Origin of the sequence: Corynebacterium sp. HMSC11E11 (assembly GCF_001807025.1) — a bacterium.
GTDB lineage: Bacteria > Actinomycetota > Actinomycetes > Mycobacteriales > Mycobacteriaceae > Corynebacterium > Corynebacterium freneyi.
This window is the reverse complement of sequence record NZ_KV787106.1, coordinates 27,606-47,953: the sequence shown is the minus strand read 5'-3', so window position 1 is coordinate 47,953 and position 20,348 is coordinate 27,606. Positions and strand designations below refer to the sequence as shown.

The following is a 20,348-nucleotide window of genomic DNA, read 5'->3' as shown; positions in this document are numbered from 1 at the left end:
GCCCCGCCCGCCTCGGCGGGGCGCGGCCGCCCGCACCGGCCGCGACCGTACGCGCGGCCCGCACCCTCCAAGGTTGAGTGCTGGCACTCGCGGGGGTAGAGTGCCAGCAAGGTTGTTTGACACACAGTTGTTCACCCGCGACGACGGCTGTGCACGGCAGACCAACCGGCACAAGAACATCAACCAGGCGCCCGCCGCCCGCACCCGACGAAAAAGGGCCGCGACGGGTGCCCCGCTCATGGAGGAATTCATCGTGGCGAACGTCAACATCAAGCCGCTCGAGGACCGCGTCCTGGTCCAGATCAACGAAGCCGAGACCACCACCGCGTCCGGCCTGGTCATCCCCGACTCCGCGAAGGAGAAGCCGCAGGAGGCCACCGTCATCGCCGTGGGCCCCGGCCGCTGGGCGGACGACGACGACCGCATCCCGATGGACGTCAAGGAGGGTGACGTCGTCATCTTCTCCAAGTACGGCGGCACCGAGCTGAAGTACCAGGGCGAGGAGTACCTGCTCCTGTCCCAGCGCGACATCCTCGCCGTCATCGAGAAGTAGGGCGGACCCACATGGCCAAGCTCATTGCATTCAACGAAGAGGCCCGCGACGGCCTCAAGCGGGGCGTGGACACGCTGGCCGACGCCGTCAAGGTGACCCTGGGCCCCAAGGGCCGCAACGTGGTGCTGGACAAGGCGTTCGGCGGTCCGCTGGTGACCAACGACGGCGTGACCATCGCCCGCGACATCGACGTCGAGGACCCGTTCGAAAACGTCGGCGCCCAGCTGGTCAAGTCGGTGGCCGTCAAGACCAACGACATCGCCGGCGACGGCACCACCACCGCGACGCTGCTCGCCCAGGCGCTCGTCCACGAGGGCCTGCGCAACGTCGCGGCCGGCGCCAACCCGGTCGCCCTCAACCGCGGCATCGCCGCCGCGGCCGACAAGACCGTCGAGCTGCTGAAGTCCAAGGCCACCCCGGTCACCGACTCCGCGTCCATCGCGCAGGTGGCCACCGTGTCCTCGCGTGACGAGGAGATCGGCGACCTGGTCGCCGGCGCCATGGACAAGGTCGGCAAGGACGGCGTGGTCTCCGTCGAGGAGTCGCAGACCATCGCCACCGACCTGCTGGTCACCGAGGGCGTGTCCTTCAACAAGGGCTTCCTGTCCCCGTACTTCATCACCGACGTCGACGCGCAGCAGGCCGTCCTCGAGGACGCGCAGATCCTGCTCGTCCGCGAGAAGATCACGTCGCTGCCGGAGTTCCTGCCGCTGCTGGAGAAGATCGCCGAGTCGGGCAAGCCGACCCTGATCATGGCCGAGGACATCGAGGGCGAGGCCCTGTCCGCGCTGGTCATCAACGCGATGCGCAAGACCCTCAAGGTCGCGGCCGTGAAGGCCCCGTACTTCGGCGACCGCCGCAAGGAGTTCATGGAGGACCTCGCCGTCGTCACCGACGGCACCGTGGTCACCGCGGACACCGGCATGCAGCTGAAGGACACCGGCCTGGAGGTCATGGGCCGCGCCCGCCGCATCACCATCACCAAGGACGAGACCGTCATCGTCGACGGCGCCGGCACCGCCGAGGCCGTCGAGGAGCGCCGCCAGCACCTGCGCAACGAAATCGAGCGCACCGATTCCACGTGGGATCGCGAAAAGCTCGAGGAGCGCCTGGCGAAGCTGTCCGGCGGCGTGGCCGTCATCCGCGTCGGCGCCGCCACCGAAACCGAGGTCAACGAGCGCAAGCTGCGCGTCGAAGACGCCATCAACGCCGCGCGTGCCGCGGTGCAGGAGGGCGTCATCGCCGGCGGTGGTTCCGTGCTGGTGCAGATCTCCCGCGAGCTGGAGGGCTACGCCGACGAGTTCACCGGCGACGAAGCCGTCGGCGTCCGCGCCCTGGCCCGCGCCCTGACCAAGCCGGCTTTCTGGATCGCCGTCAACGCAGGCGTCGACGGCTCCGTGGTGGTCCACCACATCGGCGAACTGCCGAACGGCGAGGGCTACAACGCCGCCACCGGCGAGTACGGCGACCTCATCGCCGCCGGCGTCATCGACCCCGTGAAGGTCACCCACTCCGCGGTGGTCAACGCCGCGTCGGTGGCCCGCATGCTGCTCACCACGGAGGCCTCCGTGGTGGACAAGCCCGAGGAGGAGCCGGAGGGACACGGTCACGCGCACTAGTCGCGCGTGGGCGCCCCCTTCGCCCTGCGACGCCCCATTCGGCCGATTGGCCGGGTGGGGCGTCGTTTTTCGTTTCGGTGCCGCAGCGTGATGTTTCGGTGCTGCGGTGCGGCCCGGGTGCGAGGCGTGACCCGGGTGGGATGCCCGCCCCGTGGTCGTCGCAAAGCCAACGAAGCCGGGCCGGCCCGAACCCGGGCCGAAAGAAAAACCGCCGCGACCCTGCACGGGCGGCGGCGGTGGCGTCACACCAGGACGGTCTCGCGAACCTTGTCGCGTCGGCGACGCGGGCGGTTGCGGAGGATCTCCGACCGCTCGGCCTCGCTCATGCCGCCCCAGATGCCGTACGGCTCACCGACCGACAGCGCATGGGTGCGGCACTGCTCCAGCACCGGGCACGCCTGGCAAATGGACTTGGCGCGCATCTCGCGCATTGCCCGGGCGCGGCCGCGCTCACCTTCGGGATGGAAGAACACCGAGGAATCCGCGCCACGGCAGGAACCGTGGAGCTGCCAGTCCCACAGGTCCGCATTCGGTCCGGGGAGGTGATCGATGTGAGTCATGGCCGGGAATCTCCTAGATAAAAGACACTCGTGTATCGCATCAAACGCGGATCGGTCCGCCGGGGCGGCCCGCGTGCGTCGTCCTCGGGTCGGGGACGGTCACGGCGGCCAGTGTGGGCCCGCATGGTGAACCGTTGGTTACGTCCGGGGAACCAATCGGCAGAATCGGGGCACAGTTTCGGAGAACTTCTCGGGCAGGCGGGATCTGAGGGGTTCCGGCAGTGGCGCGGCTCACGGGGCCGGCGCCGCCGCCCGCGGCTGCGAATACCTCTATTTGCGGTGTTGTACGATCAATGCACATTGGCGACGAACGTCAACGTCGGACGATTCGGTTCGCGGGCCGCGTCCCCGCGACGGCCACCGCGCCGCCGATCACCGCGATGGCCCGTCCCGGCGGCGGAAACCCCGGCCGACGGCGGATAGGGAAGGAATGGCATGGCCGACGATGACATGGTCCGCGATTGGGTGCGGCGTGCCATCGACGGCGACGGAGCCGCATTCGACTCCCTGATGCGCCACATCCACCCGCCCATCGTCCGCTACTGCCGCGCGCGCATGGGCCAGGACGGTGCGGTGTCCGCCGACGACGTCGCGCAGGAGACCATGCTCGCCGTGGCCAAGTCCCTCGACCGGTACACCGATCGCGGACGGCCGTTCATGGCGTACGTATACGGAGTCGCCTCCCACAAGGTCGCCGACGCCCACCGCGCCGGCGCCAGGGACCTGTCCCACCCCAGCGACACGCTGCCGGATACCCCCGTGACGGGGAGCGGGCCGGAAGAAGCCGTGCTCCTGGAAGATGCCGGTAACGAAGTCCGCGACCTTCTCGATTCACTGAGTGACAAGGCCCGCGACATCATCATCCTGAGGGTGTTCGAGGGGCTGCCGGCGGAGGAAGTCGCGCAGCTCGTCGGAAGCACCCCCGGCGCGGTCCGGGTCGCACAGCACCGCGCGTTGGCGAAGCTCCGCGCGGTGGTCGAGGAAAAGGCGTCGCGCGAACGAACCGGGGAAACCCGGAAGGCGCGATGACCGTGAACGGACGGAAGGACGAGGAGACGGCGATGGGCGATCACCGTGACCCCCGGGGCACCCGGCGGGGTCATGCGGTGTCTGGCGTGGAGCATATGCCCACCCAGCAGGAGTTGGCGGCGGACGATCGATTCCTCGACGCCCTTGCCGCCGGTCGACGCGACGTGTGCGGAGCCGGCGTCTACGGCACCGATTCCTACCTCGCGTCCCTGATCGCCGACGCCCGCATCGCCGCCGATGCCGAGCTGCCGCCTCTGCCGGACATCGACCCCGCCGTCGCCGTGCCCGCGCGCGACGTCGTGGACGTCGAGGTCGTGGCGACCGAAGACGACGTCGAGGCGGACGCCGCGGTCGAGGACGACGCCGCCGGGGACGGGTCCGGTACCGCCGACTATGGGGCGGGCGCCGTCGTCCCGGGTCCCGCCGCCTGGTGGCGGCCGTCGCGCATCGGCAGCGCCCTGATCGGCGCGGCCGCGTCTCTGGTGCTGGTCGCCGGGGGTCTTTCCGCCGTCCATTCCGCCACCCCGGGCAGCTCCCTGTGGCCGGCGCGGGTGTCCCTGTTCGGGGACCGCTCCGTGGAGTTGGAACTGGCGTCGACTCTGGACGAGGCCGACGCCGCGGGCAAGGCCGGCGACGCCGAACGGGCCCGTGAATTGCTGGAGCATGCCGAGCGGTTGTTGGCGGAGGTCGAGGAAAACGACCGCCCCGCGTTGGAATCGCAGATGCGCGAGACGGTCGAGCGCGTCCGCACCGTCACCCGCGCCCCGGAGACGGTGACCAACGAGCGCACCACCACCCACCGGGAAACGCGGACGCTGGAGCCGGGGGTGGTCACCCACACCGAGGTGCGTACCGAGACCGTGACGGAGACGGTGACGTCGACCGTCGGCCAGGGGTCGTCGGGCGCGCCGGCAGAGACCGTCGGCCCGCCGCTGGTCAACGAACAGCCGACGCTGCCGACGGCCGACCCCGAAACGGTGCGTTCGGCGCTGCCGCAGATGCCGGGGCAATAGCCGGGACAGGGCGCGGCCGCCGGGTTGCGGGCTGCTCTGGAACCCCGGGTGTCGTCGGGGCCCCGGGACGCGCCGCCGGATCTAGCGGTCGCGGCGCCCGTCGACGTAGCCCGCGCAGTAATCCCATGGCGCGTATCGCGACGGATCCGGGTCGTACTGCGGTTCGTGGACGGGGGACTGCTCGCCCTTGAGCAGCAGCACGTAGTGCGTTTCCAGGACGTCCCAGTTGTAGTAATGCGGCTCGTTGCAGTCCTCGCACATCATGGACACGCCCCACAGGCCCCTGGGGGCGAGGTCGGCGCGGAACGTGCGCACGGCTTCGAGGTCCTCCTCGACCTCGCGGCGCTCTTGGGCGGTCAGCGGAACGAAGGGTTCGTCCGGTTCGAGCAGGTGCGACGGGTCGTCGGGATCGCCCTCGAAAGGGTCACGCGGCATGGACGACCAAAAATCACGATTCACACCGCCCACCGTAGCCGGGGCCGGGGCCAAGTTACTACCCGCCCGAGATTGGGATTACCCTGTTGGGTAATCCGAACTTTCGGCGGCGCGACCAGGAGGACGACAATCCATGACGAACCCCACCGGAATCAGCTTGGGTGGCGATGACGCGGGCAAGATCCCGCTCGTCGGTCTCACCTTCGACGATGTCCTGCTCATCCCGGACGCCTCGGACGTGATCCCGTCCGCGGTGGACACGTCCACTCAGCTGACCCGCGAGCTGCGCCTCAACGTGCCGATCGTGTCGGCGGCGATGGACACGGTGACCGAGTCCCGCATGGCCATCGCGATGGCCCGCCAGGGCGGCATGGGCATCCTGCACCGCAATCTGTCGGTGGAGGATCAGGCGCAGCAGGTCGAGATCGTCAAGCGTTCCGAGGCCGGCATGGTGTCCAACCCGGTGACGTGCTCGCCGGACGAGACGATCGGGGAGGTCGACCAGAAGTGCGCCCGTTTCCGCATTTCGGGTCTGCCGGTCGTCGATGAAGAGGGCAAGCTGGTCGGCATCTGCACCAACCGCGACATGCGGTTCGAGACCGATCCGTCGCGCCCGGTCCGCGAGGTCATGACGCCGATGCCGCTGGTCGTGGCGGAACAGGGCGTTTCGGGCGACGCCGCCCTGAACCTGCTGCGCTCCCACAAGGTGGAGAAGCTGCCGATCGTCGACGGCGAGGGCAAGCTGACCGGTCTGATCACGGTGAAGGACTTCGTCAAGCAGGACCAGTACCCGAATTCCTCGAAGGACGGTTCGGGTCGTCTGTTGGTCGGCGCGGGCATCGGCACCGGCGAGGATTCGTGGAAGCGCGCGCATGCGCTTGCCGACGCCGGCGTGGACGCGCTCGTCGTGGACACCGCCCACGCCCACAACTCCGGCGTGCTGGAGATGGTGTCGCGCGTGAAGAAGGAGTTCGGCGACCGCGTGCAGGTCATCGGCGGCAACCTGGCCACCCGGGCCGCGGCGGAGGCCATGATCGAGGCGGGCGCCGACGCCATCAAGGTCGGCATCGGCCCGGGCTCGATCTGCACCACCCGCGTCGTCGCGGGCGTGGGCGCCCCGCAGATCACCGCGATCATGGAGGCGGCCGTGCCGGCGAAGAAGGCGGGCGTGCCGATCATCGCCGACGGCGGCATGCAGTTCTCGGGCGACATCGCCAAGGCGCTGGCCGCCGGCGCGTCGACGGTCATGCTGGGTTCGCTGCTGGCGGGCACGGCCGAGGCGCCGGGTGAGACCGTCGTGGTCAACGGCAAGCAGTACAAGATGTACCGCGGCATGGGCTCGCTGGGCGCCATGCAGGGGCGTGGCCTGACGGGCGAGAAGCGTTCGTTTTCCAAGGACCGTTACTTCCAGGCCGACGTGCTGTCGGAGGAGAAGCTGGTGCCGGAGGGCATCGAGGGTCGCGTGCCCTTCCGCGGTCACCTCGATGCGATCGTCCACCAGCTCGTCGGCGGTCTGCGCGCCGCGATGGGCTACACGGGGTCGGCGACCATCGAGCAGCTCAACGAGGCCAAGTTCGTGCAGATCACGGCGGCCGGCCTGCGCGAGTCCCACCCGCACGACATCCAGATGACGGTCGAGGCGCCGAACTACTACCAGCGCTAGTTTCCCGCTGTATCGCCGCGCCCCGGGCCCTCCCGTGGTGGGGCGGCCGCGGGCACAACGCCTAAAGAAGGAATTCCACATTGCGTGACATGGTCGAAATCGGCATGGGCCGCGAGGCCCGCCGCACCTATGAGCTCGAGGACGTCGCCATCGTGCCGTCCCGCCGCACCCGTTCGTCGAAGGACGTGGACACGCGGTGGAACATCGACGCCTACGAGTTCGGCTTCCCGCTGATGATGCACCCGACCGATTCGATCTCCGGCCCGGAGTCGGCGGCGGAGTTCGCCCGCCTGGGTGGCCTGGCGGTGCTGAACGCGGAGGGCATTTGGGCCCGCCACGAGGACGGTGCCGCGGCGATCGCGAAGGTCGTCGAGGCCGCGTCGGGTGCGGAGTGGACGCCCGAGTCCGCGAACAAGGTGCTGCAGGAGCTGCATGCGGCGCCGATCGACGAGGAACTGCTGGTCCGCCGGATCACCGAGCTGCGCGAGACCGGCGCCATCACGGCCGTGCGAGTCAGCCCGCAGCGGTGCCGTGAACTGACCCCGATCCTGGTGAAGGCGGGCATCGACCTGCTGGTCGTCCAGGGCACCCTGATTTCCGCGGAGCACGTCACCTCCGACGGCGAGCCGCTGAACCTGAAGGACTTCATCGGCTCGCTCGACGTGCCGGTCATCGTGGGCGGCGTGGTGGACTACCGCACGGCGCTGCACATGATGCGCACGGGCGCGGCCGGCGTCATCGTCGGCCCGGGCACCACGACGACGCCGTCGGCTCTGGGCATCGACGTGCCCATGGCCACGGCCATCGCCGACGCCGCCGCGGCCCGCCGCGACTACCTGGACGAGACCGGCGGCCGCTACGTCCACGTCATCGCCGACGGCGGCATCGAAACCGCGGGTTGCATCGCCAAGGCCATCGCCTGCGGCGCCGATGCGGTTGCGCTGTCGCACCTGCTGGCCGACGCCGCGGAGGCGCCGGGCAAGGGCTGGCACTGGCCGTCGGCCGCCGCGCACCCGAAGTACCCGCGCGGTTTCGTCGACAACGTCCACCTGGCCCCGGAGAGCGCCGAGCACCCGTCGATGGAGGAGTTGCTCTTCGGCCCGGCCGCCGATCCGTTCGGCACCCGCAACCTGGTCGGCGGCATCAAGCGGGCCATGGCCAAGTGCGGCTTCACGGACGTGAAGTCCTTCCAGCGCGTGGACCTGGCCATCCACTAGTTTTTCGCGCGGTCGGACACCGCGTTTCATGGAGGGCGGCGCCCGGGTTTGTCCCGGGCGCCGCTTTCGCGTCGCGGGCGCGAGTCTCCGGAAAAACGGTTCCGGCAACCGGGTTGATTGCTACCGTTGCCAAAAAGAGGCGGTGCGCCACCAGCCCGGCCGCCGCCCGGAACGTCCGCCCCGCGGGGCGGGGAGGGAAGAGTGACATGGGTGCGCGACGCGACTATGACGTGTTGGTGATCGGCTCGGGCTTCGGAGGCTCGGTGGCCGCGCTGCGGCTGACCGAGAAGGGATACCGCGTCGGCGTGATCGAGGCGGGCCGCCGGTTCGAGGACCATGAGTTCGCCAAGACCAGCTGGCGGCTGCACAAGTACCTGTGGGCCCCGCAGTTCGGCCTGTTCGGCGTGCAGCGGGTCCACCTGCTCAAGGACGTGATGATCCTCGCCGGCGCCGGCGTCGGCGGCGGGTCGCTGAACTACGCCAACACGCTGTACAAGCCGCCGTCGCCGTTCTTCCGGGATCCGCAGTGGGCGGACATCACCGACTGGGAGAAGGAGCTGACCCCGTACTACGAGCAGGCCCGCAAGATGCTCGGCGTGGTCACCAACCCGTCGGTCACCCCCGCCGACCGCGTCATGCGGGAAGTCGCCGAGGACATGGGCGTCGGCGACACGTTCGTGCCGACGCCCGTCGGCGTGTTCTTCGGCGAAAAGACCGGCGGCGAGGGCGCCCCGGGCGAACTCGTGCCCGACCCGTACTTCGGCGGCGCCGGCCCCGAGCGCCGCGCGTGCACCGAATGCGGCGAGTGCATGACCGGCTGCCGCCACAACGCCAAGAACACCCTGCTGAAGAACTACCTCCACCTGGCGGAGGCGGCCGGGGCGCACATCATCCCGCGCACCACCGTCCGCGAGCTCCACCCGCGGGCCGACGGCTCGTGGGACGTCGTCACCGAGCGCACGGGCGCCTGGGTGAACAAGCGCCGCCGCACGTACACCGCGGACCAGGTCATCGTCGCCGCCGGTTCCTGGGGCAGCCAGAACCTGCTGCACCGCCAGCGCAGCGACGGACACCTGCCCAACATGTCGTCGCGCCTGGGCTACCTGACCCGCACCAACTCCGAGGCCATCGTCGGCGCCATGCGCCCGACCCTCGACCCGAACGCCGACTACTCGGAGGGCGTGGCCATCACGTCGTCGTTCTTCCCGGAGCCCAACACCCACATCGAGCCGGTGCGCTACGGCAAGGGGTCCAACGCCATCGCCCTGCTGCAGACCCTCATGACCGACGGCGGCGCCGGCGGGCCGCGCTGGTGGAAGCTGATCAAGGAGCTCGCCGCCGACCCGAAGGTCATTTTCCAGCTGTTCAACCTGCGAAAGTGGTCGCAGCGCACCGTGATCTCGCTGGTGATGCAGAACTCCAACAACAGCCTGACCACCCACCTGAACAAGTGGGGGCCGCTGCGCCTGCTGTCGTCGCGTCAGGGCGAGGGCGAACCCAACCCGTCGTGGATCCCCGCGGGCAACGAAGCCACCCGCCGCGTCGCCGAGAAGATCGGCGGCATCGCCGGCGGCACATGGGGCGAGATCTTCAACATTCCGCTCACCGCCCACTTCATCGGCGGTGCGCCGATCTCGGCTTCCCCGGAGCGCGGCGTCGTCGACCCGTACAACCGCGTGTGGGGATACCCGACGCTGCACATCACCGACGGCACGTCCATGCCCGCCAACCCGGGCGTCAACCCGTCGCTGTCCATCACCGCCATCGCCGAGCGCGCCACCGCCCTGTGGCCGAACAAGGGCGAGGCCGACCCCCGCCCGTCGCAGGACGAGGCCTACCGCGACGTCGCGCCCGTGGCCCCGGTCGCCCCGACCGTGCCCGCCGACGCCCCGGCCGCCCTCAATTTGGGCATGCCCGTCCGCAGGTGACGGTGGACGGGCGACGCGGCGGGCGTCGTAAAGCATGAAGCCGACGCGAAGCCGGGGGCGGAGCCGAAAAGGGCCCGCCCCCGCACGTGCGCTAAAATCGCGGTGTGTCTGAACAGGTAAACCACCCCGTACTCGTCGTCGACTTCGGCGCGCAGTATGCGCAGCTCATCGCCCGCCGCGTTCGCGAGGCCAACATCTACTCCGAAGTCGTGCCGCACACCGCCACGATCGAGGAGATCCGCGCCAAGAGCCCGCGTGCGCTGGTGCTTTCCGGCGGCCCGTCCAGCGTCTACGCCGAAGATGCCCCGGCCCTGGATCCGCAGCTGCTCGAGCTGGGCATTCCGGTGTTCGGCATCTGCTACGGCTTCCAGGCCATGACCCGCGCGCTGGGCGGCACCGTCGCCGCCACCGGCGACCGCGAATACGGCCGCACCACCATGACCGTGGCGGGCGAGGACGTGCTCCACGCCGGCGCCCCGGAAACCCACGAGGTGTGGATGAGCCACGGCGACGCCGTGACCGAGGCCCCCGAGGGCTTCACCGTCACCGCGTCGACCAAGGGCGCGCCGGTGGCCGCGTTCGAGTGCCTCGAGCGGAAGATGGCCGGCGTGCAGTACCACCCGGAGGTCAACCACTCGCCGTACGGCCAGCAGGCGTTGGAGCGCTTCCTCACCGAGATCGCGGGGCTCGAGCAGAACTGGACCGCCGCGAACATCGCCGAGGAGCTCATCGACGCCGTGCGCGAGCAGGTCGGCGACGGTCGGGCGATTTGCGGCCTGTCCGGCGGCGTCGACTCCGCCGTCGCCGCCGCGCTGGTGCAGCGCGCCATCGGCGACCGCCTCACCTGCGTGTTCGTCGATCACGGTCTGCTGCGCCAGGGAGAGCGCGAGCAGGTGGAGACGGACTTCGTCGCCGCCACCGGCGCGAAGCTGATCACCGTCGACGACTCGGCGGTCTTCCTCGACGCGCTGGCCGGCATCACCGACCCGGAGACCAAGCGCAAGACCATCGGCCGCGAGTTCATCCGCTCCTTCGAACGCGCCGTCGCCCGGGCCCTGGAGGGCGCGCCGGAGGGCGAGACCGTGGACTTCCTGGTCCAGGGCACCCTGTACCCGGACGTCGTCGAATCCGGCGGCGGCTCCGGCACCGCGAACATCAAGAGCCACCACAACGTCGGCGGCCTGCCCGATGACGTCGAGTTCACGCTCGTCGAGCCGCTGCGCCTGCTGTTCAAGGACGAGGTCCGCGCCGTGGGCCGCGAGCTGGGGCTGCCGGAGGCCATCGTCGGCCGCCAGCCGTTCCCGGGCCCGGGCCTGGGCATCCGCATCATCGGTGCCGTCGACGAGGAGCGCCTGGACACCCTGCGCCGCGCCGACGCCATCGCCCGCGAGGAGATGACCGCCGCCGGCCTGGACGACGTCGTCTGGCAGTGCCCGGTGGTGCTGCTCGCCGACGTCCGTTCCGTGGGCGTGCAGGGCGATGGCCGCACCTACGGCCACCCGATCGTGCTGCGCCCGGTGACGTCTGAGGACGCGATGACCGCCGACTGGACGCGCGTGCCTTACGACGTGCTCGAGCGGATCTCCACCCGCATCACCAACGAGGTGGCGGAGGTCAACCGAGTGGTCCTGGACATCACGTCCAAGCCGCCGGGAACCATCGAGTGGGAGTAAGCCCGGTGGTCGGGTCGCCGTCGAGCATGGCTTCCTAGCCGGCGAGGGCCGTGTCCGTGAGTTGAGCGAACTCGCGGGCGCGGCCCTTTTCCGTCAGTGCGGAGGTGTTCTTCGCGATGGTGATGCGCCCATCGGCCTCCAGGGTGCGGAGAGCGGCGTGCACGGCATCGTCGTCAAGCATGGCGAAGTAGGACAGGTGGTCGGTGAAGAAGACGTAACCGTCGCGTAGACGTGCGACGAAGAGGACCGCGAGGATGCGGGCCTCTGGTGAGTCGGCGGGGTAGGGGCAGCGCTGTGCGAAGTCGTCGGGAAGTTGTGCGGCCGCCGGGAGGAATCCGAATTGCTGCGGCAGGATTGCGCAGGTAGCGGTGATGGCCGAAAGTGCGATGACCACGACAGTCGCGACGGAGCTTGAGGGGATGTGCTCGGTGACAGCAGCAATAATCCATGCGCCGGGGAACATCAGCAGCATGCTTATGCCGCCAGTCCAGGAAATGTCGTTCGGCGACTCGCGCATCGGCTCGGCGAAACGGGATGGCCTGGTTTTTTCGTCGGGTGTTTTCGCGTGGCGCGCGAAGACGCTGATGCCGATGAGCGCCAGCAAAAGCGCCGTCACGCTCCACCAGCCGATGGCGCCGATGATCCGGGCCTGGAGCAGCGCGAGCAGTGCGATGAGCGCAGTGGCGGCGCCAATCGCCGTTCCCAGCCGCACGGGGTCGTTGATGAATGCCGTCGTGCGTTCGGCGGCGTCCCGGTAAGACGCCGAAGAGTGCAGGCGTTGGTTGCGCTCGGTCATGCTTCTTCACTGTAGTAACGCGGGGACCATGGATTGCCCGGTGCCGGATGGCTAGGGTTATGCCCATGAGCATCGTCAAGATCAACGCCATTTCCGTTCCCGAAGGCGCCGGCGAGGAGCTGGAGCGTCGCTTTTCCGCCAACTCCTCGAAGATGGCCGACGTCCCGGGCTTCATCGGTTTCCAGCTGCTGCGTCCGACCGCGGGGGAGAGCCGCTACTTCGTCTTCACCGAGTGGGAGAACGAGGAGGCCTACCAGGGCTGGCGCGGTGGCCGTGCTTTCAAGGCCTCGCACGAGGGCGAGGAGCGCAAGCCGGTGTCGTCGTCGGCTGAGCTGCTGGAGTTCGACGTCGTCCTGGACGTGCCCGGCTCCGCGTAGCCGTTCTTGGGGCGGGACGACGACCCGCCCGCCCCGCCTGTGCCGCCGACCTTTTCGGTCGGCGGTTTTCGCGTTATTCGGGGCCGTCGGTCGGGTGACCGGGACTGTTGACGACGTTCCGGGCATGCGCATACACTTTCGAACGTAGTAAATGTGTTCGATCGTCGGGGAGGTCGTCATGTCCGCGTTGCGCGCCGTGCCGGACCTGTCCGGGTTGAATCGCGAGGACACCGTCGCCGCGTTGCGGAAATCCATGGCGGGGTTGGGGGCCGTCGTGCCCGAGCCTGCCAGTGGTCGCGGCGGCGACGGGGGTCGCGGTTCCCATGTCGTGGTCGGCGATGGTGGCGGTGTTGTTCCTGCAGCTGGAGATGGGTATTCCGTCGCTGATGGGCGCGTTCCCGTTCCCGCCGGACTTGCGGGGCTTCTCGACGGCGGCCTGCTCAAGGGTGCCGTCAGTTCCATTGACGCCGCCGGTGCGGTGGTGGCGGGGATTCTCGCCGAAGTCACCGCCGCCGGCGGGCATGTCGCGCTCGTCGGCCTGCCGGATTTCGCGCCGCTGAGCATCGTCGAACACGGTGGCGATCTCTCCCGGGTTCTCGACGTGCCGGAACCCGGCGAATCGCCCCTCGAGGTGGTGGCGCTCTTGGCCGATGGCGTCGACGTGGTCGTCGTCAAGCTGGAGCGCACGCCCCCGCCCTCGGCCGCGCGTCCCGTCATGGCCCGGCTGCGGGGGTCGGGGTGCGCGCTGCTGTACGTCGGCGAGGGCTGGCCGGGATCGAAGGTGTCGGTGGCGTCGCGGGTGACGGCGATCCACGGGCTCGGCGCGGGGCACGGGCGCATCCGCGGGGTCGAGTTCCACGTCACGGCGCGCGGGGCGGGGCGGCCCGAACGTGGCGTGCGCTGGACCATCGGCGACTGCCCGACGTCGGAGGCTGCGGCGACGGAGGCGACGGCGCTCGACGTGCGGGAAGGCTCCGGCGCGGCCGGCGGCGTGGTCCCGTTGCCGCTGCGGAAGGCCGAATGAGGGGGCGGGCGACGGTGACGCGGATCCTGGGCATGTGGCTGCCCGATTGGCCGATTCAGGCGGCGCGGTTTTCCGGCGCGACGGGCGGGGCCGGGCCGCAGGCGCCCATCGCGGTGCTGTCCGACGCGACCGTGGCGGCCTGCTCCGATGCGGCGCGGCGGGCGGGCGTGCGGCGTGGCCAGGGGCGTCGGCATGCGCAGGCGGCATGTCCCGACCTGATCGTCGTCGACGCTGACCCGGCGCGCGACGCCCGCGAGTTCGAGCCGGTGCTCGACCGCATCGGCGACGTCGCCGCGGGAGTGGAGGCGCTGCGGCCCGGACTGGTGGTCCTCGGCGTCGACGGCCCGGCGAAGTATCACGGCGGCGAGGCGAAGACGGTGGAGATGCTCCTCGACGCCGCCGCGCTCGCCGGGGCGGATTGCCTCGTCGGCATCGCCGATGACGTGACCACCGCGGTGCTCGCCGCGAGGCGGGGCGTGCAGCTGCCCGTCGGCGGTGGCCCGGCGTTTTTGCGCGGGGTGTCGTTGGCGGAGGTCGCGGCGGAAACGGCCCTGGATTTCCCGGCGGCGCTGGGGCGGGCCTGGGTGGATCTGGGTTTGCGGACGCTTGGCGACGTCGCCGACCTTCCCGCCCGCGACGTGGCGGGCCGGTTCGGGACGGAGGGCGCGAGATGGCGGAAGGTCGCCGCCGGGGAGCTGGAGCGGCGGGTGGCGCCCCGGACGCCGCCGCGGGACCTGGCGATCGTGCATCGCCCGGAGGAGACGCTGACGCGCGTCGACGCCGCCGCGTTCATCGCCCGCGCGCTGGCGGCGAAGCTGCATCATCGGCTGCGCGAGCACGGGTTGGCGTGTCATCGGCTCGCGGTGACCGCGGAGTTCACCGACGGCGCCGAACTGCGCCGCGTGTGGCGTTGCGCCGGTCCGCTCGACGAGGCGGCCACCGCCGACCGCGTGCGCTGGCAGCTCGACGGGTGGTTGACCGGGCGCGCCATCGCCGCAGCGGAGGCCGCGGCGGGGACCACCGCGCAGACGGCGGTGGAGGGGGAGGGCGACTCCGCCGGCCCGGTCGACGTCGTCGATGACGCCATCGACGATGATGCCCCCGACGCCCGCGGCATCGCGGCGTTGACGTTGGAGCCGCTGGAGGTCATCGTCGCCGGCGTCGAACGCGATGCGCTGTGGGGCGGGGCCGATGCGGCGTCGGAACGGGCGGGCAGGGCCGCCGCCCGAGTCCAGGGTCTGCTCGGCCCGGAGGCGGTGCGCCGACCCGTCGACGTCGGCGGCCGCGGCCCGTCCGAACGCGTGGCCATGGTCCCGGTGGGGGAGGAGGCCCCTCCCGTCACGGGGCGGTGGCCCGGGGCGCTGCCCGCGCCGAACCCGGCGGTCACGCCGGGCGGGTCGGCGTCCCCGCGGTCACCGTCGGCGCGTCACCCCGCGTCGAAGGTCGGGTTGTACGACGCCGCCGGCGACACCATCGCCGTCACCGGGCGGGGCACCCTCACCGGCGTGCCCGCCGTGTTGCGCTGGGGCGGCCGCGACCACGAGGTCACCGCATGGGCCGGGCCATGGCCCGTCGACGAACGCTGGTGGACCCCCGACGACGCCCGCCGCGCCGCCCGCATGCACGTCGCCGTGGACGCCCCCGCCGGGGCGGGTGGGCGCGGGCCGCAGGCGTTCCTGCTCATCGGCCACGCGGGAAAGTGGCGCATCGAAGGCAGATACGGCTGAGGGAAACGGTGAACTTAACGGGCCTCGATGTCGATGATCAGCCGCGTCGGATTCTGGGCCTTGAACACCTTGAACCCGGGGCGCTCGCCGTCGATGCCCACCACGTACTGCGTGGCGCCCTCGAAGGTGCCGAAACCGCGGACCTCCGTGATCGCCGACGTGCCCTCCGGCTTGACCGGGCCATTCGGGTAATCCTCCACGTTGAAGTCGAAGGGATAGCCCGTGCCGCGCACGTCGACGGACAACTTGTGGGCGCCGCTGACGCTGATCGGGTTGCCGCTGCCCTGCTGGGTCGGCATGTCCTCGTACCGCACCCAGTACCCCGGCTCGCCGTCGCCGATGAACTCGATGACGATGCGGTCGAAACCATCGTGCGAGCCGATGCGGACATCCTTGATGCCCAGGTAGGAACCGTCCGCGGGGGCCGCCTCCGCCGGGGCGTCCGAGTAGTCGACGTCGGGGGCGGGGTCGGCCTCCAACGTCGCCGGCGCCCCTCCGCCGCCGTCGGCGCCCGAGGACGTGGGCGTGCCCTCCGAGCGCATCGACACCGCCGAATCGACGTCCGGCTCCGCCCCGGACGAGCAGGCGGCGAGGCCGAGGACGAGGGAGCCCGCGGCGATCACCGCCGCCACGGAGCGGGCGGTGGCGCGGTTCGAACGGGTCGAGGTGCGGGGGCCGAGCATCATGCTTTCGACCGTAGGACGGCTTTTTTTGAATGGCAATTAGCCCGAAGCGCAAAACCCCAGGTCGCTGGGTACAGAGTGAAAAGTGTTGTCAAACGGTGACCGGACGGGGGAGGCAACCGTGACCCCGGACACCTTGTTAGGCTTAACTCATGACGGAAACCGTGTGCTCTGACCTGGGACATGAGCCGCTGCCGGGTACGGCGAAAGGCGGCGTCCTGTTCATCGCGCTCGAGCATCAGTATGGGTGGAGCCACGACATCCTCGATGGCGGGGTGTTCGGCGAGGAGCTGACCGCCCGCATCAAGGATTGGCTCGCCGAGCGCGGCGGTTCGCTGCAGTTGATCCGCAAGCCGGGGCGTCTCGGCCAGATCCCCTGTGACGGCGTGACCATGTACGTGGCGCATTGCCCGCCGCGGATCGACGCGCCGGACGGGGCCGGGGCGGGGGAGGGCGCCGCGTTTTCGGCGCCGCGCCTGGAGGTCCGCACGGTCTGCGACGTCGAGGAGATGCTGTCGCTGGACGTTCGGCTGGGGCGGCCGACGGAGGGGGCTCGCGTCGTCGACGAGCCGTTGTTGCTGGTGTGCACGCACGGCAAGCGCGACCGGTGCTGTGCGGTGAAGGGGCGGCCGATCGCCCAGGCGCTCAACAACGTCCACCCGGATGCGGTGTGGGAGACGTCGCATTCCAAGGGGCACCGGTTTGCGCCGGCGTTGGTGCTGTTGCCGTGGAATTACTCGTACGGGCGGCTGTCGGCGGTCGAGACGAAGCAGATGCTTGACGACGCCTCGTCGGGAATCCTCCACGCCGGAGGGTGCCGCGGCCGCGGGGTGTGGGATGCCCGCGGGCAGGTCGCGGAACTCGCGGCGCGCGGGGAGGTCGATGAGTGGGCGATCGACGCCGTGGCCGCGGTGGACGTCGCCGACGTGGTCGACGCGGTGTTGGACGAGGGCGCCGGGCATTCGCCGGAGACGCTCGAGCGGCTGCGCGGGGTGCTGGTGCATGCGCCGGCCGCCGATGCCGCCGCCGTCGTGGAGTTCGACGACGGCCGCACCGTCGGCGTGGCTCTCGAGCAGACGGTCACCGAGGGCGTGGTGTCCTCCTGCGGCGACGCGCCCGGCCCGAAGAAGGGCTGGCGGGCGCTGGCCGCGGCGGAGATCTAGCGGGTCATGGCGCCTAGCGGCGCATGACCTTCTTCGCCAGGAAATTGCCCAGCAGCTGGGCGGCCTGGACGATGAGGATGATCACCAGGGTGGTCACCAGCGTCACGTTCCAGTCGAAGGCGCGGTAGCCGTAGACGATGGCGAAGTCGCCCAGGCCACCGCCGCCGATGTAGCCGGCCATGGCCGACATGTCGACGACCGCGATGAACGCGAAGGTGTAGCCCAGGATCAGCGGGCCGAGGGCCTCGGGGACGATGACCGTGCGGATGATCCGCCACGGCCCCGCGCCCATCGCCCGGGCGGCCTCGATGACGCCGGGGTCGATGGCCATGAGGTTCTGCTCGACCAGGCGGGCGACGGCGAAGGACGCGGCGATGGTCATGACGAAGATCGCCGCCCCGGTGCCGATGGTCTTGCCCACCACGAGTTTGGTCAGCGGGCCGACGGCCGTGACCAGGATGATGAACGGGATCGGCCGCACGAAGTTCACGGCCAGGTTCAGCAGGGTGTGCAGCGGGCCGGACGGCAGCACGCCGGACGACCGGGAGACGTACAGCAGCACGCCCAGCACCAGTCCGACGAGGCCGCCGATGACCATGGTCACGCAGACCATCCACAGCGTTTCGCCGAAGGCGTCCCACATGCGGGGGCCCAGCAGCTCCCAGTCGGTGTCGCGGGCGAGGATCTCGGTGGCCGTCGACGTGGCCGCCGCGGCGGTCGCGGTTGCGGTGGTGACGCTCATCGGATGACCTCGCTTTCGGTGAATTCGTCGAGCCGTGCGACGACGCGCTCGGCCGCCGCGGCCACGTCATCGGGGGCCGCGTCGCCCGTCGCGCTGAGGCGCAGCGTCAGACGGCCGAACGACCGGGCCTGCACGTTGGTCACGGACCCGTGCGCCACGGTGGCGTCGAGCCCTTCGGCGCGGGCGATGTCGAGGACCCGGCCCAGGGGCACGGCGTCATCCACTCTGACGGTGACCAGCGCGGCGGCGGGGCCGTCGTCAAGCGAACCCAACGCCGAATCGAGCTCCCGGCCCTTCGGACGGTCCCGCAGCGCCGTGGAGGCGAAACGCCGGCCGACGTCGGTGGTCGGGTTGGCGAACAGATCATGGACCGTGGCGTGCTCGACGACGCGACCGTTTTCCATCACCGCGACACGGTCGGCGATGGCGCGCACCACCGACATCTCATGGGTGATCAGCACGATGGTGACGCCGAACGTGCGGTTGACCTCGCGCAGCAGCTCCAGGACATCCGCGGTGGTCTCCGGGTCGAGGGCCGAGGTGGCCTCGTCGGCCAGCAGCAGCGACGGGTTCGTGGCCAACGCGCGGGCGATGCCGACGCGCTGCTTCTGGCCGCCGGACAACTGCTCCGGGTAGGAACCGCCGCGGTCGGCCAGGCCGACGAATTCGAGGAGCTCGGCGACGCGGCGCTTGCGTTCGGCACGTTCCACGCCCGCCAACTCCAGCGGGTAGGCGACGTTGCCAGCCACCGTGCGGGAGGTGAAGAGGTTGAACTGCTGGAAGATCATGCCGATGTCCCGGCGGACCTCCCGCAGCTTCTTCTCCTTCATCCCCGCGATGTCGACTCCGTCGAGGAGCACCTCGCCCGAGGTCGGGTTCTCCAGCCCGTTGATCAGGCGGATCAGCGTCGACTTGCCGGCACCGGAGTAGCCGATGACGCCGAGCACCCCGCCCGGTTCGACGGACAGGGTGACGTCGTCGACGGCGCTGGTGGCGTTGGCGCCGGAGCCGAAGACCTTGGAAACTCCGCGCAGTTCGACGCGGGTGCCGGGCTTACTCGGCATCGGGGTTCTCGCGGGCTTCCTGTTCGGCGTCGTCGAGGATCTTCTCCAGGTCTTCGACGGGGCGCTGCACCGGGATGGAGGTGCCGCGGGAGTCGCGGGCGACGGCTTCGGTGACCTCCGGGCTGTGCCAGATCTCGGCGAGCTTCTTCAGCTGCTCATTGTCCTTGTTGGCCTGGGTGGTGGCGAAGACGTTGATGTACGGCTCGGCGGCCTTGTCGTTCGGGTCGTCCTTGAAGATCGCCGAGTTCGGGTCGATGTCGGCGCGGTCGAGGAAGGTGTTGTTGATGACGGCCGGGGTGCCCTCGCCGTAGGCGGCGGGGGTCTGGGCGGCGTCGATCGGGGTGACGGTGACGCGGGACTTCTCCGTGTCGATGTCCAGAGGGGACGGGTTGGCGGAGTCGCCCTTGAGGGCGATGAGGCCGGCCTTCTCCAGCACGCTCAGGGCGCGGCCCTGGTTGGTGGAGTCGTTGGGGATGACGACCTCGGTGCCGTCCTTGATGTCGTCGACGGAGTCGCCGTCCTTCCAGTACAGACCCAGCGGGACGATCTCGGTCGAGGCGATCGGGGTGAGGTCGGCGCCGGAGCCGACGTTGTACTGCGCCAGGTACTTGATGTGCTGGAACAGGTTGACGTCGAGGTCGCCTTCGGCGAGGGCGGTGTTGACCGGCGGGTACTCCGTGAAGGGCACGATCTCCATGTCGATGCCGGCTTCCTCGACCTGCTTTTCGAAGACCTGCCAGGCCTCCTTTTCGAAGTCGGTGGTGCCGATGCGGATGGTGTCGCCTTCGGCGAGGGGTGCCGCGGGGTCGTCGTTGCCGCAGGCGACCAGGCCGGTGGCCGCGAAGGCCAGGGCGACGGCGCCGGCTGCGAAACGTCGCAATGCCATGTGTCTCTCCTTGCAGTGGGGTCCGTCGCACTGTTCGCGAATAGACCAAGCTGTCTTGTTGTGGGATTAGCGTAGCACCCTGGGCGGATCAGCTAAAAAGCGCCGTCGGCGGTGGTGGGTGCGGGTGCGGTGGGGTGCGCGGTCGCGGGCGGTGCGTGACGACGGTCTGCGGGGGTGCGGGCAAGCCCCGGACCAG

General features: G+C 70.2%; 19 protein-coding genes. 12 read left to right on the top strand and 7 right to left on the bottom strand.

What is annotated here, in order from left to right; genetic code table 11:
- The first annotated feature begins 253 nt into the window (after positions 1 to 253).
- Together groES and groL are read left to right on the top strand one after the other, a co-directional pair.
- Positions 254 to 553: a co-chaperone GroES gene (gene groES, locus HMPREF3121_RS01510; RefSeq protein ID WP_035121403.1), complete on the top strand. Its 300-nt coding sequence runs from the start codon at positions 254 to 256 to the stop codon at positions 551 to 553.
- A gap of 11 nt (positions 554 to 564) precedes the next feature.
- A complete protein-coding gene (gene groL, locus HMPREF3121_RS01505; RefSeq protein ID WP_070519315.1) occupies positions 565 to 2,172 on the top strand; it encodes a chaperonin GroEL in 1,608 nt (535 codons plus the stop codon).
- A 242-nt stretch (positions 2,173 to 2,414) separates the two neighbouring features.
- On the opposite strand, the gene HMPREF3121_RS01500 is transcribed toward groL, so the two are convergent.
- Positions 2,415 to 2,732, bottom strand: a complete 318-nt coding sequence (locus HMPREF3121_RS01500; protein ID WP_070519313.1) for a WhiB family transcriptional regulator — start codon at positions 2,730 to 2,732, stop codon at positions 2,415 to 2,417.
- Positions 2,733 to 3,167: 435 nt separating this feature from the next.
- Between HMPREF3121_RS01500 and shbA the strand changes: the two genes are divergently transcribed.
- Positions 3,168 to 3,761: an RNA polymerase sigma factor ShbA gene (gene shbA / locus HMPREF3121_RS01495; RefSeq protein ID WP_070519311.1), complete on the top strand. Its 594-nt coding sequence runs from the start codon at positions 3,168 to 3,170 to the stop codon at positions 3,759 to 3,761.
- Between the two features lie 2 nt (positions 3,762 to 3,763).
- Positions 3,764 to 4,774 carry a hypothetical protein gene (locus HMPREF3121_RS01490; protein ID WP_141742917.1) on the top strand — a complete coding sequence of 337 codons (1,011 nt, stop codon included), beginning with the start codon at positions 3,764 to 3,766 and terminating at the stop codon, positions 4,772 to 4,774.
- Between the two features lie 81 nt (positions 4,775 to 4,855).
- Here HMPREF3121_RS01490 and HMPREF3121_RS01485 read toward each other — a convergent pair whose 3' ends face one another.
- Positions 4,856 to 5,209 (bottom strand): DUF5319 domain-containing protein, encoded by a 354-nt coding sequence (locus HMPREF3121_RS01485; protein ID WP_070519308.1) that lies wholly within the window; start codon positions 5,207 to 5,209, stop codon positions 4,856 to 4,858.
- A gap of 133 nt (positions 5,210 to 5,342) precedes the next feature.
- On the opposite strand from HMPREF3121_RS01485, the gene guaB reads away from it, so the two are divergent.
- The 4 genes from guaB (at position 5,343) to guaA (ending at position 11,690) form a co-directional block, all read left to right on the top strand.
- Positions 5,343 to 6,872, top strand: a complete 1,530-nt coding sequence (gene guaB, locus HMPREF3121_RS01480; protein ID WP_070519306.1) for an IMP dehydrogenase — start codon at positions 5,343 to 5,345, stop codon at positions 6,870 to 6,872.
- Between the two features lie 80 nt (positions 6,873 to 6,952).
- A complete protein-coding gene (locus HMPREF3121_RS01475) occupies positions 6,953 to 8,089 on the top strand; it encodes a GuaB3 family IMP dehydrogenase-related protein (protein WP_070519305.1) in 1,137 nt (378 codons plus the stop codon).
- A 206-nt stretch (positions 8,090 to 8,295) separates the two neighbouring features.
- A complete protein-coding gene (locus HMPREF3121_RS01470; RefSeq protein ID WP_070519303.1) occupies positions 8,296 to 10,017 on the top strand; it encodes an FAD-dependent oxidoreductase in 1,722 nt (573 codons plus the stop codon).
- 104 nt (positions 10,018 to 10,121) lie between these two features.
- Entirely contained in the window at positions 10,122 to 11,690 is a 1,569-nt protein-coding gene (guaA, locus tag HMPREF3121_RS01465) for a glutamine-hydrolyzing GMP synthase (protein WP_070519301.1), read from the top strand.
- A 34-nt stretch (positions 11,691 to 11,724) separates the two neighbouring features.
- On the opposite strand, the gene HMPREF3121_RS01460 is transcribed toward guaA, so the two are convergent.
- Positions 11,725 to 12,486, bottom strand: a complete 762-nt coding sequence (locus tag HMPREF3121_RS01460) for a hypothetical protein (protein WP_246816029.1) — start codon at positions 12,484 to 12,486, stop codon at positions 11,725 to 11,727.
- Between the two features lie 65 nt (positions 12,487 to 12,551).
- On the opposite strand from HMPREF3121_RS01460, the gene HMPREF3121_RS01455 reads away from it, so the two are divergent.
- From HMPREF3121_RS01455 to HMPREF3121_RS01445, 3 genes are all read left to right on the top strand, one after another.
- Positions 12,552 to 12,863 carry an antibiotic biosynthesis monooxygenase family protein gene (locus tag HMPREF3121_RS01455; RefSeq protein WP_198028635.1) on the top strand — a complete coding sequence of 104 codons (312 nt, stop codon included), beginning with the start codon at positions 12,552 to 12,554 and terminating at the stop codon, positions 12,861 to 12,863.
- Between the two features lie 151 nt (positions 12,864 to 13,014).
- Positions 13,015 to 13,887, top strand: coding sequence for a hypothetical protein (locus HMPREF3121_RS01450; protein ID WP_070519299.1), 873 nt, complete (start codon positions 13,015 to 13,017; stop codon positions 13,885 to 13,887).
- A complete protein-coding gene (locus tag HMPREF3121_RS01445; RefSeq protein ID WP_070519298.1) occupies positions 13,884 to 15,614 on the top strand; it encodes a Y-family DNA polymerase in 1,731 nt (576 codons plus the stop codon). Before HMPREF3121_RS01450 ends, HMPREF3121_RS01445 begins: the two co-directional genes overlap by 4 nt.
- Positions 15,615 to 15,628: 14 nt before the next feature.
- On the opposite strand, the gene HMPREF3121_RS01440 is transcribed toward HMPREF3121_RS01445, so the two are convergent.
- Complete coding sequence (locus tag HMPREF3121_RS01440) at positions 15,629 to 16,300, bottom strand: AMIN-like domain-containing (lipo)protein (RefSeq protein WP_244979560.1); 672 nt, start codon at positions 16,298 to 16,300, stop codon at positions 15,629 to 15,631.
- Between the two features lie 149 nt (positions 16,301 to 16,449).
- Here HMPREF3121_RS01440 and HMPREF3121_RS01435 point away from each other — a divergent pair, with 149 nt between their 5' ends.
- The gene (locus HMPREF3121_RS01435; protein ID WP_070519297.1) at positions 16,450 to 17,460 is read left to right on the top strand and encodes a sucrase ferredoxin; all 1,011 of its coding nucleotides are present in this window, start codon (positions 16,450 to 16,452) and stop codon (positions 17,458 to 17,460) included.
- A gap of 13 nt (positions 17,461 to 17,473) precedes the next feature.
- Here HMPREF3121_RS01435 and HMPREF3121_RS01430 read toward each other — a convergent pair whose 3' ends face one another.
- The 3 genes from HMPREF3121_RS01430 to HMPREF3121_RS01420 all read right to left on the bottom strand — a co-directional run bounded on the left by HMPREF3121_RS01430 (position 17,474) and on the right by HMPREF3121_RS01420 (position 20,152).
- Positions 17,474 to 18,103, bottom strand: coding sequence for a methionine ABC transporter permease (locus tag HMPREF3121_RS01430; protein WP_070519329.1), 630 nt, complete (start codon positions 18,101 to 18,103; stop codon positions 17,474 to 17,476).
- A gap of 95 nt (positions 18,104 to 18,198) precedes the next feature.
- On the bottom strand, positions 18,199 to 19,266 hold the full coding sequence (locus HMPREF3121_RS01425) for a methionine ABC transporter ATP-binding protein (protein ID WP_070519296.1): 1,068 nt from the start codon (positions 19,264 to 19,266) through the stop codon (positions 18,199 to 18,201).
- The gene (locus tag HMPREF3121_RS01420) at positions 19,256 to 20,152 is read right to left on the bottom strand and encodes a MetQ/NlpA family ABC transporter substrate-binding protein (RefSeq protein ID WP_070519295.1); all 897 of its coding nucleotides are present in this window, start codon (positions 20,150 to 20,152) and stop codon (positions 19,256 to 19,258) included. The genes HMPREF3121_RS01425 and HMPREF3121_RS01420 overlap by 11 nt, the downstream gene beginning before the upstream one ends.
- Positions 20,153 to 20,348: the final 196 nt, after the last annotated feature.